Here is a 13,383-nt window from a genome sequence, read left to right on the forward strand (position 1 = left end):
AAACGACGATTCCTATATGCTTTTAATCATGCGCCATAAGATAACGGCTCCGGCTATTTGCATGCCCGTCGCCACGATCAGCATGATTTTCCCGGACGGGTCCTGCCACATAGTTTCCAAATACTTCGGATTCATGATCATGATATAGGCGGCCATGCCCGGCGGCATCAAACCCAGCACCCAGGCGGTTACCCGGGTTTCGCCGGTCAACGACCGCAACTCCCGCCGCACCGCCTCGCGTTCGTTGATCATGTTGGCCACGCTTTGCAGCAAATCCCGCACACTGCTGCCGTAACTACGATTGATCCTAATCGCCAAGGCCAGTAAATATAGCTCATCGATCCGATACAGATTGGCGGCTTCCTGAATCGCCTCGCCCAAATCGGCACCCAATTCGTTGGCGCGGAATATACGGCCGATAATGCTCTTGAGCGGATCGGGCGTTTCCTCGGCGGCCAGCCGTAACGAGCCTTCCATGCTTCGGCCGGTGCCGAGCCCTCGAAGCACTTGATCGAGAAACAAAGGCAGTTGCATCAAGATCAACCGGATGCGTTTTTTTGCTTTATATACCAGCCACAGATAGACGACCGCCACAACAGCCAAGGGTACCGCCAAGCCGAACGCTAGACCTTTCGCTAAGCCTGTCAGGATAGCCATCAACAACAAACACAAGATACCCGAAACAAACTGCCGAGGCTTAACTTCCATTCCTGCTCGCCAAAACAGGCGATCAAGCCATGGCAAGCGCCGGCTTTCCTGGGGCAACAGCACTTTCGCCTCCATTCCGGAGGCTTCGGCCATGCGCCGCCCCACTTTCTCGACGAGAGCTTCCTTTTGACTACGCGAATAGATGAACAACGCACCGGCCAGCAATGCGACGGCCAGCGCGAAAATCATAATTTGCTGGCTAAGCAAAATTTGCTCCTTCGCCGGAGTAAACCGCGCCGGAATCGGCTTCGAACTTCTGCCCGGAGGGGCGGCTGTTGATCACGGTAAAACACTTACGAAGCCGGTCGTAACCGAACAATTCGTTGAGCATGATCTGCCCGTCACGCAAATCCCCAACTTCGGTTATCGATGTGATGCGGCGCGTGCCGTCGGAAAAACGGGTAATTTGCACGATGATATCGATTGCGCAGGCAATCATTTGCCGAAGAATTTCTATCCCGCCTTGAAAATTCGCCAAGGCCGACAACATTTCCAGCCGGACCAGGGCATCCCTGGCGCTATTGGCATGCACGGTGCTCATCGAACCGTCGTGCCCGGTATTCATCGCTTGCAGCACGTCCAATACCTCTTCGCCGCGAACCTCGCCCAGAATGATGCGATCGGGACGCATCCGCAAGGCATTGCGCACCAAATCGCGCGCTTTAACTTCGCCCTCGCCTTCCACATTGGGCGGACGCGTTTCCAGGCGCACCACATGACTGTGGCCCAACTGCAATTCAGCGGCGTCCTCGATTGTGACTATCCTTTCATTGACATCGATGAAGCGGCTCAGAATATTCAATAGGGTCGTCTTACCGGTGCCGGTACCGCCGCTGATCAAAATATTGCAACGGTAAGTCACCGCCTTGCGTAGCAATTCCAGCATCGCTTCATTGATCGAACCGTATACCAATAAATCCGAATCGCGTAACGGGTCTTTCCGAAACTTACGCACCGAAAGACAAGGGCCGTCTATCGCCAATGGCGGAATGATCGCATTGACCCGGCTGCCGTCGGGCAGGCGGGCGTCGACCATAGGGCTCGACTCGTCCAGACGACGCCCGAGCGGCGCGATGATTCGGCGAATGACGCGCAATACATGATCGTCGTCGATAAACCGCAAATCCGCCTTTTCAACTAGGCCATTACGCTCGAGAAAAATATTCTTCGCGCCATTGACCATAATATCGCTGATCTTGTCGTCGGCCAGCAACGACTCGAGCGGTCCGAACCCGGTTAGCTCGCTAATCATATCTTCGGTCAGGTCGTCGAGATCGTAACTGGTCACGGCAATTTGCCGTTGTCCGGCGTAACGCGACACATGATCGAAAACATATCCGCGAATTTGCTCGCGCGACCAATCATTAAGCGGCACGCCATCATCTTCGACGCAGTCGATCAAATAACGATGCAAACTGTATTTGAGATCCTGATAGGTCTCGGTATGCTTTAAACTGTAGTCATTGAGAGGATACTTGAACGCCATTCCCGATACTCCTACCTAGTGCCAAACCACGCCAACACATTCTTGAAAAAACCCGTATCCTTGTCTGGCTTTCGCGCCTCGTCTGCCTTACCGCGACTGACGATTCTTTTCGCCAGTTTTTTTATCGCCAACGTGTAAGGGTCGCGAGGCGCGCATTTAAACAAACTATCCCCGGAATTCATCATCGCCAGGCGCGCCATTCCCGAAGGCGGCAAGGTAGCCTGCAAGGGCAAGCCAAAGCCTCGGGACAGACTCTCGGCATCGGGCGGCAATTGCGGCAAATAGCGGTCGACGACCAACTCGACCGAATCCATCGAGATTTTATGTTCGATCATTTTTTTCACCAACTGCATGTTTTGCTTACAGCTGGGAACGCTCTGTTCGACCACGACCAGCGTATTATCGGCATTGCTCAGCAACAGATATAGAAAATCCGACCGCGGCACTCCGCCCAGATTGATCACGATTCGAGGAAAATATCGGCGTAACATGCCGAGCAATACATAGATATCGGCCGAAGTAATCTCGCTCATCGCGCCTTGCTCCTCCGGTAAGGCCAACAAACTTAGCCCGCTTTCATGCTTGGCGAACGCGCTATCGATCAGCATCGAATCCAGCCGGCGCAGACTGCGCACCGCGTCGATGAAACTGTATGGCGAAGCGAGCCCGAGATAGGTCAAGGTATCTCCGGCCGGATTACCGAGATCGATCAACAAGGCATTGCGTTCGGTGCGCTCCCCCTGCATCGCCAAGGCCAGATGCAATGCGAGCATCGGCGTGTCGGAACCGGGCCGGGCGCTAACCAACGCCGTGATCGCGCCGACCGATTCGGTCGGGATATTGGGGGCGGGCGCTCGACTTGCCAAGCGCTTGACCAAATTGATCACTTCACCGGGCCGGCTCAGGGTCAAAATGAAATCGCGCGCGCCTGAGCGCATTGCCGAAAGTATCAGTTCGTTATCGGCCTGTTCCGCCATTGCGATAACAGAGAGCATCGGTTTAAAAGCCACCAAGCCTTCTATTAGCGCCGCGTCCTGTCGGTGAGATTGAGCATGCAGCAACACGAACACGACCTGCGCCCCGGTCAAGTCGAGAATTTGACGCACACGCTCCAAGGATGGCGAATCGGCGACAACCACCTCTCCTTCGTCCTTGAAAACCGTATTCAGCCAGCGGATATGATCCTGATCGTTGGTAACGGCAATGAAACTTTGTTTGCGAATAGCAGCCATAGGTCAATCCGAAAATCCAGAGCGTACTGGTGTTTTAGTTTTAAATTCTCCGGTTTCCTTAAAAAACACCTCGAAGAAATTAGGATCGTATTTCCGGAAGCGTTCGCCCGGCATCGGCGGCAAATCGGCGCCCTTCGCGAGCGGCTGCACCACATGCGGAGTTACCACCATAATTAGCTCCCTATCGTTGCGATCAATATGTGTGGACCGAAAAAATGCGCCGAGAACCGGAATATCACCTAGCCATGGGAATTTATCGACGCTGCCGATGGTATTCTGGCTGACCAAGCCGCTGATCACGAAGCTCTCGCCGTCGCCCAACGAAATACTGGTATCGGTTCGGCGGACGCGCAAGGCCGGCACCGCGACGCCGCCGCTTTGAATAGCGGCGGTAAAATCCAGCTCACTGACTTCGGGGGCGACTTTTAAAGCGATACGGTTTCGATCCAGCACAGTCGGCGTCAACGACACACGCACCCCAAACTCCTTGAATTCAATGGTATTACTGCCAGACTGAGCGCCACCTTGGGGAACGGGAATAGGAAATTCACCGCCCGCCAAAAAATTAGCGCTTTGCCCGCTCATCGCCATTAACGAGGGCTCGGCCAATGTATAAGCGAAACCGTTGTTTTCGAGAACGGATACCACACCGAGTATGCCTTCGGTAGCATTCCCGTAGAGAAAATTGAAGGCCTGGGCATGCGGAAAAAAACCGCTGCTCAACAAAGATAAAGCGCCTTCGCCGGCGGATTGAACGCCGGTCATATTGCCCGGCGTGGATAAAGCCAGTGTCGTGTTGGCCGTGTTTTTACCGAGAAACAGGCCTGCGTTCTGCAAGCGTCTGCGGCTGACTTCGACGATCTTGATATCGATTTGCACCTGTGTCTCGAAATCCAGCACACTGGCGTCGATCGCTGCATCGCTTTTCGTATCCAGAGCCTGGCGCACTTGGGCGTGATCTTCCAATGAGCGGCTACCGCCCGATAAGCCAAGTTTATCGCCGGCCTCCCGCACTTGAAAATCGGCATTATCGAGCCGATTAACCGCGCGTTGCTTCAAATCGGCCGACGCCACGACCAACAATTCGACCTGCAGACTCGGTTGTTCGGCGTCATCACCGTACCACACCATTAAATCCGTTTTGCCGGGCTTTTTTCCCATCACCAACAACAGATTGCCATCGACTTGTAAATCGGCAATCTCGTCATTACCGATAGCGGCTCGCTTGATCGCTCTATCGGAAGGCGCGCGCCACTGCTTGCCCACCTCGAGATCGATGCTCAGTTTAGCCGCAGCCGAAACGTCTCCTATCGCCAAAAGCAGCACGGCTAGTATAACTTTCAATATATTCATTGGTATAAAGATAAACCGCTCTTTAAAATTTAGTTATTATTATTGATCAAGCGCGCCTAGGGTTGCGCATCGTATCCCTCGGTAACCATTTGAATCTAAGGAGGAAAGGATAAAGTTTGCGTTGAATAGCCCCTTTGAGCATTACCCCTATGAATGACTATACCGGCTTTTGCCTCGCTTTCATACGTTATGCCCATCTCCTCGTATTCACCATGACGCCCGCCTCGAACGAGATCTTTCAATAGCACTTGATACCTTTCATCCAAAGCGACTTCCGGTTGGGGAAGCGACAAACCGGCTTGCAATAAAGCCTCTTCGTCGACCGGCGAAACGCTTTCTTCGGGCCCTCGCAAAGCAAGACGAATTCTACCGCCGGATTCGGCCAGCATCAGCGTCGAAGTATCTGTCTCACTAATCGCCAACACGGCCGTTTTACTTTTTTTGCCGGTGGGTTCCACGTCCTTTTTTTGCCGCGTCGATGCAGGTTTACTAGCGCCATCCTTAGCTTTGGCCTGATCCTTTCCGCTCGACCGAGCATCCTCCTCATCCACACTTTGCTCCGGCAAGCTCAACATATTGCCGAAAGCCAGCACGCGCACATCCGACAATACGACTTGCGCCGAGCTATCGTTGCCGACTTCCCGGTCGCTACGCAAATAAAGCAACACATCGACATGATCGCCGGGTTCGATGAATCCTCCGGCACCGATCACCTCATCCACTTTGACGGCAAGCGCGCGCTCTCCGGGCCGCAGAGCCAGCGCCAATTGGCTATACGTTGGAAAATGACTGCCGAGCAGCATTTCGCCGGCGACAATATCGACTCTGGTTTTACGTCCGGTTAACTCGGCCGCCGATGCAAAAGAGCGCACCGGACGCGTCGGCACGACTGCAGTGGTTAAATCCGCCTCGGCGATAACCTGACCGGCCGGAATATCCCTCGCCGCAAAAACCACTTCCTCGCCTTTCGGCTGGACTTGCTCCACAACTGCCGGCTCGGGTTTCGCTGGAGTCTGGCTGGCTTTATAGCCGAGATAACCGATAGCCACGGCTCCGATTGCCAATAAAATTGCCAATACCCGTAACACCGTACTGTTCATGACGACTCCTGCTTGCTTTTACGGCTCATTGTAAATGGAAAATTTGCCGGGTAGCTATTCTACGACATTAACCCGCGTACTTTATCGTTATTGCTATGTATGTATACCTTTCGCACTTCAAATTTCGGCATTGGCGTACCTGATTAGCAAGTTTCTTTAGCTAAAGCCCAAAGATCAGCATTACCCCTAGCAAGACGGGGTTCGTAAGCCATGCGCGTCAAGCTAAAAACGGCCACCCACATCACGCTTTTTCCCAAGCTCCAGCTTGGGAAAAACACCCCGGAAGCTCCAGCTTCCTGAGACCGACACAACCTCCGCTCACTCTCAACCCCGACTCGCTCGTTCAATTTTTCTTGATTGTCGGGAAGCTAGAGCTTCCTGATCAGGTTACCCAAGCTGGAGCTTGGGTAACAGCATATTTTAGTTTTTACGACTACGACTGGCCCCTGCTCGGACACTTGGCTTCGGCAAGCTGAAGCATCTTGCTAATCAGGTTAGCGTATGGAGGTGCCGGGGTTTGATCCCTCACCTAACGCTAGGTGAGGGAACAGCATGGATGCTGTCAAAGAGTCTACATGGACGTATTCACCCAGCACCTAAATTCCATAGCCCATTGGCTATGGTTAATTGTCTTAGATAATTCATCCAGCACCTAAATTAGCCATAATTTTGAATCATTGCCAAAGACCCATGGAATTTAGGTGCTGGATTTAGGTGCTGGGCCTTTGACGGGCACCCCGGCGCCGAAATTTAACTAGCAAAGGGTATATAAGGGCGCTGAGAATAGGAATGAATCCCATGATGGGTTCCCAGGAAGCGCATGACAAGTTTTTTGCCTACAAAACCTGCACGGCGGCCCGGCCGATCAGGTCGTCGGGCACTCTCGGCACATCGCCGATGACCGGAAAACGCAAGATCGGCACCAGCGGATTGGCTCGATAACCGGCATATCTGACGGTCACGATCAAGATATCATTGTCCCATGTGAGATTCACATCGGCATTCGCGCGCGCGGACGGCAGCAGGGTATCATCCAGAAACGCTTCGACGACATCGCGCACCCTCGCTTCGACGCCAGTGAGATAGGCGGCTTCGGCATTTTCTTCATCGTCGAAATAACTCCGCTCCACCGCAACGCCCGCCCGGGCACCGGCGGACGCCGCGTGATTGAAGACCTGCATCATCATCATCGGAATCGAATAACTGACGATCGCGTAAAACAGCGTGAAAAAAATGACGAACAGCAGGGCCGCCTCGATCGCCGCCGCGCCGCGTTGGCCGCGCAAGCGGCCGGAAGGAGGTTTGATGTTGGTATCTCCGATAGGACTCGCTACCTGTCTCATGACCAGTCCTTTATGTTGAAGCCGCTCAACCGCGCAGCGACAGCGAAAATCCGGAAGCGGCGGCAAACAATGCCACGAGGAAACCGGCCGCCAGCGCCGCACCGAACGGCAGGAACCTGCCTTTGGGTTCCGGCACCCCGGCAAGGGAAATACCCAAGCGCACCAACAAAAACGACCAGCGGTAGGCCGTCAGCCACAAGATGACTGTTACGCCTGACAGCAACCCCGCCACGACAAAGGTAATCAGTACCGCATCGACGCCGCCGAGCAAGCCCATCGCGGCAAATAATTTGACATCGCCCGCACCGAGTTTTTTGAACACATAGCCGGGCAGCGTCATGACCAGCGCCAAGGCCCAGCCGGCCAAAGCCGACATAAAAGTCAACCCCAGCCAGCCTTCCCCGATTACCGCATAAGCGGCCAGCGCCGCCAAGTGCGCGCCGAGTGTCAGTTTATTGGGTAGGCGGCGTCGAACGAGATCATACAGGCCGCAAACGACGGCCCACACACCTAAAATCCAAATCGGCACCGACGCCGCCGCTAATAGGTTCATGCTGTGAATCCACGATCAAACCTGGTTGCGCGCATTAATTCAACACGGCCGAAATCGACAAACTAGCTCAAGGACCAGGAGTCAGTGCGTCTTGAATACCTTGAAAAATTGTTGTTACAGCTGTGTTGATGCCGGGGACGAATGCAACCAACGCAATCGCAACCATCGCGGCAATTAGCGCATATTCGATACCGCTCGCACCTTCTTCGTCTCGAAGAAACTCGCCCCACCATTGTTTAAATTGAATGTTCATTTTTAACCTCTCCTTGGGTTATCAATCGATAGTGCCCAATTCTGTTTTTGTTAAGAGCCAACGATTCCATTCGACATTTTTAAACCACCCTAAGAACGCTTGGATCTTCGGTCGGTTAGTTTTTTTTATTATATTTTTCCTTACTCAGCATGATTACAGATAACCGGATTGAAAAAAACCCGTGTTGTCACAATTCGAGAAACCTTTTCAATATTTTCCGAGACCGGTTCATATCCTCTATAACAGTACACTCATGGATTTCTTCAATACGGTATTAACTTACAGTTTCCTAAACGAAAGCGCCTTGATTTCGTGCCGAACAATCGGTTCGGATTGCCAAAGGTACAGGTCAGTTAGCCGAGTCGATTCTCACAGGGAAAACGATAGAATTCCCTGCCAAGGCTTTGACAATCAAGGACAAAAAGTCTAACAGCCAACCCCATGACCTGTCAATTTATTCCTTAGCGAGTTACTCGGTTTTTCAGCCGATGCCCCGCGTCATTCGAACGCGCGTTAAAATAACGCCGCGTTTCATCCCGCACGACTTTGGACAACAACAACAGCCCTATCAGATTAGGGACGGCCATCAAACCGTTCATCAGATCCGAGAAATTCCACACCAAGTCCAGCTGCAGCATCGCACCGACCGGAATGACGGCCACGAAGGCGACACGATAAAGAACGACGACTCTCGCACCGAGCAAATATTCGATCGCTTTCTCGCCGTAATAACTCCAGCCGATCAAGGTCGAAAACGCGAACAAGCCGGTCGCCGACGCTACGATCAATGTGCCCTTATCCCCCAGCGTTTCGGCAAAGCTCAAACTAGTCAATACGCCGGCGCTGACGCCTTCGGTCCACGGCGTCGCGGTTAGAATGACCAGCGCAGTAATCGTACAGACCAGCAAGGTATCGATAAAGGTCTGCGTCATCGATACCAATGCTTGCTTGACCGGATCGCAAGTCCGCGCGGCCGCGGCGGCAATCGGCGCGGATCCGAGCCCGGATTCGTTGGAAAACACTCCGCGCGCCACGCCGAAGCGGATGGCCGAGGCAAGGGTCGCGCCGGCAAATCCGCCGCCCGCCGCGATCGGGTTGAAGGCATGATAAAAAATCAGCCGCAAGGCTTCCGGCACTTGATTGATGTTAATAGCGACCACGGTCAACGCGGCGCCGATATATAGCACGATCATGAACGGCACCAGCATCGAGGTAAATCGGCCGATCGAGCGAATACCGCCGATTAGCACGAAGCCGGTCAACGACATCAAAACAACGCCGGTCACCCAGGCTTCAACGCCGAAGATATTGCCCAACATAACCGCGACCGAATTGGCTTGCGTCATGTTGCCGATGCCGAACGCCGCACAGGCCGTAAACAGCGCAAACAGCCAGCCCAGCCAAGGGAGCCCCGCACCCTTCGCAATGTAATACATCGGCCCGCCGCGCATACCATGCTTGCCTTGCTCACGATATTTAACCGCCAAGACCGCCTCGGCATACTTTGTCGCCATGCCGACAATGCCGGTCATCCACATCCAAAAGACCGCTCCGGGCCCACCTAGCGTAATCGCGGTTGCCACGCCGACGATGTTGCCGATTCCGACCGTGGCCGCCAATGCCGTGGTCAAGGCCGCAAAATGACTGATATCGCCGACACCCTGATGATCCTTGTCGAAAATTAATTTCAAAGCGTGCCCGAGCGCGCGGAATTGCAAGCCGCGCAACAGAATCGTCAAATACAGTCCGGTACCGACTAGTAAAATAAGCATCGGTGCGCCCCAGACCCAGCCTGACAAAGTCGCAACAAAATTTTCAAAGGTTTCCATGGATATTCTCGTTATTGGTATTCGGTTTTCTGGTGCCCACGGAGAGCACTCATCGTTATACATAAATCGTGTATTACCGTCATGCCATAGCGCATGCGGCCTCGATACCATTTATTATCACCTAACTTTCCCGGCTTCGAAATCGCGATCAGGGGATCGCTCCCACAGAATTCGGAACCCTTTTGTGGGAACGATGAAATTAAAAGCCTAAGATAGCGTCTCAGTCCTCAGTTCGCGTCGAAGTAATGCCTATTTTGAAACGCGGCAAAGAGTTTATCGAGCAAAACCTTTTCGCTATCGACGATACGGCCCCGCAAGGCATAGGGGTACTGTGTCGTACAGGCAGCGGCAATGTCCATGCAATATTTCAGAATGCTTCGATTTCGCTCGGAATCGGCCGATGACGCAGAATCGAGGACCAATTCGCTCAGCGCGTCAAGCAGTCTTTGCGGCGGTCGCCGGTGCGCGAAGCGCTCCAAAAAATCATTGGCATCCTCGGTCGTTATCAATGGAATTCCCGCCGCGCGGTCAAGGTGCGCAATGTGTTCTATCGTAAAGTGATACAGCAATGCCAGCTCGGCTGGTTGATTTTCGCCGTCGGCCCATATCATTTCAATTAACGGGATCAGATCTAGGAAATAGTAATCCGAAGGTTTAAGCTCGAACTCTTTTGCCAATAATTCAAAGTTATTTTGTTTGTCGTTACTCATAGCGCAACCATAATGTTAATCCTGCTTTAACATTTACCTATTATACCTTTCACACTTCAAATTTCTTGGCAGAAACAAAACGTTGGGTACCTTTTGCGGGACGGGTTATTTAACCCGTCCCCAATGTTTCGGTTTGCCCTAAACATTTCGGCTTACTTCGGCCAAAGTCGAAACGTTTAGGACGGGGTTGCAAACCCCGTCCTGCTAGGTTACTTATTATTTCTGGACAGCTTAACTTAGTATTTGGCCTTGGCCTGGACGGGCTAAATAACCCGCCCCGCAAAGGAGCCATCTTTTCTCGGTTTCGAACTCCGCACAACTAACTCGCAAAATACGCAGCCTTTTTTCAGGCATAAAAAAACCCGCGCTCAGTTCATGAGCGCGGGTTTTTTAAACCGGTTTAGATAACCGTGACTTCTTCGGCTTGCGGACCTTTTGGACCGCGAGTAATTTTAAACTGAACGTGTTGGCCTTCATCCAGTGATTTGTAGCTGCTGGTGCCGCTCAGGATATTCCGGAAATGGACGAAAACGTCCGGACCTTGTTGTTGTTCGATAAAACCGAAACCTTTATCTGAATTAAACCATTTAACGGTGCCGGTAGTCATTGCTGCAGTATTCATAGTAAGTCCTATAAAATTTTAAATTAAAAGCCTTAAGAAAGGCGGGTAAAGCTGATAACGATGGAGTTACTATATGAAAAACAGGACGAATAACTACTGAAGAGACATCGAAATGGTAAACAAAGGTAAATCTAGTTTTCTAGCTGGAACTCATTGTAGGCCGATTATTAGCATTGTCAATTTAATTCTGGAAAATCCGTCGATTTATTCTGTTTCCCAAGGTTCTTCGCTCGTTGTTATACCTTTCGCACTTCAAATTTCGGCAGTGCCCGAGGAGGCGCCGGGGTGTCCGGTCGATTTTCGCTCCTGCAAAATCGACATTCACACCATCCATGGCGCTCATAAAGGCTTTGCCAGCATGGAGCTGGCATAGAGACTACATGGACGTATTTACCCAGCACCTAAATTCCATAGCCCATTGGCCATGGTTAATTGTCTTGGATAATTTAGGTGCTGGGTTCACGGCGCGTCCTTTGACGGACACCCAGGTGCCGAATTTTGATCTACGACGGGTATATAACGATGAGCGCAAAGCGGGGGCTTGACCGATTTAACTCAACGATCCGCCAACGTCGTAATTATCGGAAACTGAACGCCTTGACGCTGACGGAATCCAATCAACGGTGCGATGCCTTTCGATAACAAAGCATTGACTTGAGTCTCATTCAATAATGTTTCGGCGCCGGGCTGCAAAACCGGCTCATCATCCAAGATATAACTAAATACCGGCACATCGCTCATCAATAATGCATTGTCCGTACTGTCTTCTTGAGTCATTCTTATTAGCGCACGAGCGCATAACAGGGCCGGATTTCCCCATAGCAGTTCATTCCGGACAGGGACCTCCGAACACTCTTCAAAAGCCAATGTTTCAACCGGGTCACGCTTCAATCCGTAGGGTAATCTCAATAAGTAGCGAGGATATGCCAGCACCACGCTATCGGCATTAATCTCGCTAAGGTATCGAGTCCAATCGCCGTCTTTTTTAGACTCCCCTAAGATCGCGCTATCGATCAATGACTGGCCCGCAGCACCAAGAAAACAGCCGCCGCAAGCTTTTGCCGTAGCACCCAAAAACTTAAGCAATTCAGCATCTTCAGCACTGCCGGCAAAGCTAAAATCGCCGACCAACAATACATCCCGCCCTTCGTCGTCCAATTGAACATGCGCCAACAAGCGCTCTTTAAACTCGCTGCCCCCTTCATTGACAGCGGCCATTAATTCGGCTTGGCTGATATCGACTAAAAAGAAGCACTGCTCGTCCGCATACTCTTCATTGACTAGCGCTTCGGTGGCTCGCCAAAGGGACTCGAGGCTTTTAAAATCCTGTCGTTGCAGTAGGGTTCGCAAAAATTGGCTGACCGTCTTTTCGATTACATCAATCAAAGCCTGATACTGCAAACTAACATCCTTGGTTATATAAGGCGACACGACCCGTTCGATCAACCTTTCCACCGTGTCGGCTTTATCGGTCTTGGGCTCCGGCGCTTTGCCCAGCAAACGTTGCAAGGTATCCGCTTCGGTCTCGGCATCGACTTGCTGCGTTTGGGCCGAAATGTTTTGATTAGGGTCGGTTTGATTGAACGATTGAATTTTCGCCGCAGCCTGCGCCGCCGTTTTCGGGTTACTCAACGCTTTTTTTAATTCGAGCAAGTCAGCCAAAATCCGGATTTTGTTAAACCAGGCATCCGGATGAAAGTCTTCGATCGATTCAAAATGCAATGTCACACCCGAGTCAAGATCGAGCGTCGGCCTGATTTGAGTCATTACCGGCTCAAAAGTATCGCTGTCGATCCTTTGAATATTACGTTGACTCCACGCAGTATCACGCTTTCCGGAAAAATCCCCCAACACATAAATTCGATAGGCGTTAGCGTGTTCTTTTTTAGATGCGATGCCCCGGGCATTAAGTCCCATCTTAAAATCGATTCTACTTGACATGCTTTTTCTCCCAACCCGACCGATAAAACCGGACAGTAGCAGACACGGTTTCATCAGACAAGCAATGAAATCGAATCGTCACATTACGGTGCAAAGCTTTAGCCTCGCGGTGATCGACAGTCTCGCAGAGTAAGCCTCGCGTGCCTTTTTTAGTTTAGGCTGAGTAACTACGGATGACTTGCGAAATGGTGCGCGGGGCGGGTTATTCAACCCGCCCCGAACGTTTCGATTTGCTTCGGCCACGATCGAAACG

The 13,383-nt window shown here is 52.0% G+C and carries 12 protein-coding genes; all 12 read right to left on the reverse strand.

The genetic code is table 11. The features are described from left to right. Positions 1–12: 12 nt before the first annotated feature. The 12 genes from MEALZ_RS15505 to MEALZ_RS15565 all read right to left on the reverse strand — a co-directional run bounded on the left by MEALZ_RS15505 (position 13) and on the right by MEALZ_RS15565 (position 13,130). Positions 13–915, reverse strand: coding sequence for a type II secretion system F family protein (locus MEALZ_RS15505; RefSeq protein WP_014149601.1), 903 nt, complete (start codon positions 913–915; stop codon positions 13–15). Continuing rightward, positions 908–2,194, reverse strand: a complete 1,287-nt coding sequence (locus tag MEALZ_RS15510; RefSeq protein WP_014149602.1) for a CpaF family protein — start codon at positions 2,192–2,194, stop codon at positions 908–910. Before MEALZ_RS15510 ends, MEALZ_RS15505 begins: the two co-directional genes overlap by 8 nt. Before the next feature lie 11 nt (positions 2,195–2,205). Then, entirely contained in the window at positions 2,206–3,426 is a 1,221-nt protein-coding gene (locus MEALZ_RS15515) for an AAA family ATPase (RefSeq protein ID WP_014149603.1), read from the reverse strand. Between the two features lie 3 nt (positions 3,427–3,429). Continuing rightward, on the reverse strand, positions 3,430–4,779 hold the full coding sequence (locus tag MEALZ_RS15520) for a type II and III secretion system protein family protein (RefSeq protein WP_014149604.1): 1,350 nt from the start codon (positions 4,777–4,779) through the stop codon (positions 3,430–3,432). A 95-nt stretch (positions 4,780–4,874) separates the two neighbouring features. After that, complete coding sequence (gene cpaB, locus MEALZ_RS15525; protein WP_014149605.1) at positions 4,875–5,879, reverse strand: Flp pilus assembly protein CpaB; 1,005 nt, start codon at positions 5,877–5,879, stop codon at positions 4,875–4,877. 836 nt (positions 5,880–6,715) lie between these two features. Next, entirely contained in the window at positions 6,716–7,222 is a 507-nt protein-coding gene (locus MEALZ_RS15530) for a TadE/TadG family type IV pilus assembly protein (RefSeq protein WP_014149607.1), read from the reverse strand. Positions 7,223–7,247: 25 nt separating this feature from the next. After that, positions 7,248–7,775 (reverse strand): A24 family peptidase, encoded by a 528-nt coding sequence (locus MEALZ_RS15535; protein ID WP_014149608.1) that lies wholly within the window; start codon positions 7,773–7,775, stop codon positions 7,248–7,250. Positions 7,776–7,842: 67 nt separating this feature from the next. Then, the gene (locus MEALZ_RS15540) at positions 7,843–8,028 is read right to left on the reverse strand and encodes a Flp family type IVb pilin (protein ID WP_014149609.1); all 186 of its coding nucleotides are present in this window, start codon (positions 8,026–8,028) and stop codon (positions 7,843–7,845) included. Positions 8,029–8,489: 461 nt separating this feature from the next. After that, positions 8,490–9,857 (reverse strand): alanine/glycine:cation symporter family protein, encoded by a 1,368-nt coding sequence (locus tag MEALZ_RS15545; RefSeq protein ID WP_014149610.1) that lies wholly within the window; start codon positions 9,855–9,857, stop codon positions 8,490–8,492. Between the two features lie 227 nt (positions 9,858–10,084). Further along, positions 10,085–10,567, reverse strand: a complete 483-nt coding sequence (locus MEALZ_RS15550) for a hypothetical protein (RefSeq protein WP_014149611.1) — start codon at positions 10,565–10,567, stop codon at positions 10,085–10,087. A 400-nt stretch (positions 10,568–10,967) separates the two neighbouring features. Further along, complete coding sequence (locus MEALZ_RS15555) at positions 10,968–11,174, reverse strand: cold-shock protein (RefSeq protein ID WP_026130375.1); 207 nt, start codon at positions 11,172–11,174, stop codon at positions 10,968–10,970. 570 nt (positions 11,175–11,744) lie between these two features. Next, positions 11,745–13,130: a type VI secretion system contractile sheath domain-containing protein gene (locus MEALZ_RS15565; protein ID WP_014149614.1), complete on the reverse strand. Its 1,386-nt coding sequence runs from the start codon at positions 13,128–13,130 to the stop codon at positions 11,745–11,747. Between the last annotated feature and the right edge of the window lie 253 nt (positions 13,131–13,383).

It is taken from the genome of Methylotuvimicrobium alcaliphilum 20Z (assembly GCF_000968535.2).
Taxonomy (GTDB): domain Bacteria; phylum Pseudomonadota; class Gammaproteobacteria; order Methylococcales; family Methylomonadaceae; genus Methylotuvimicrobium; species Methylotuvimicrobium alcaliphilum.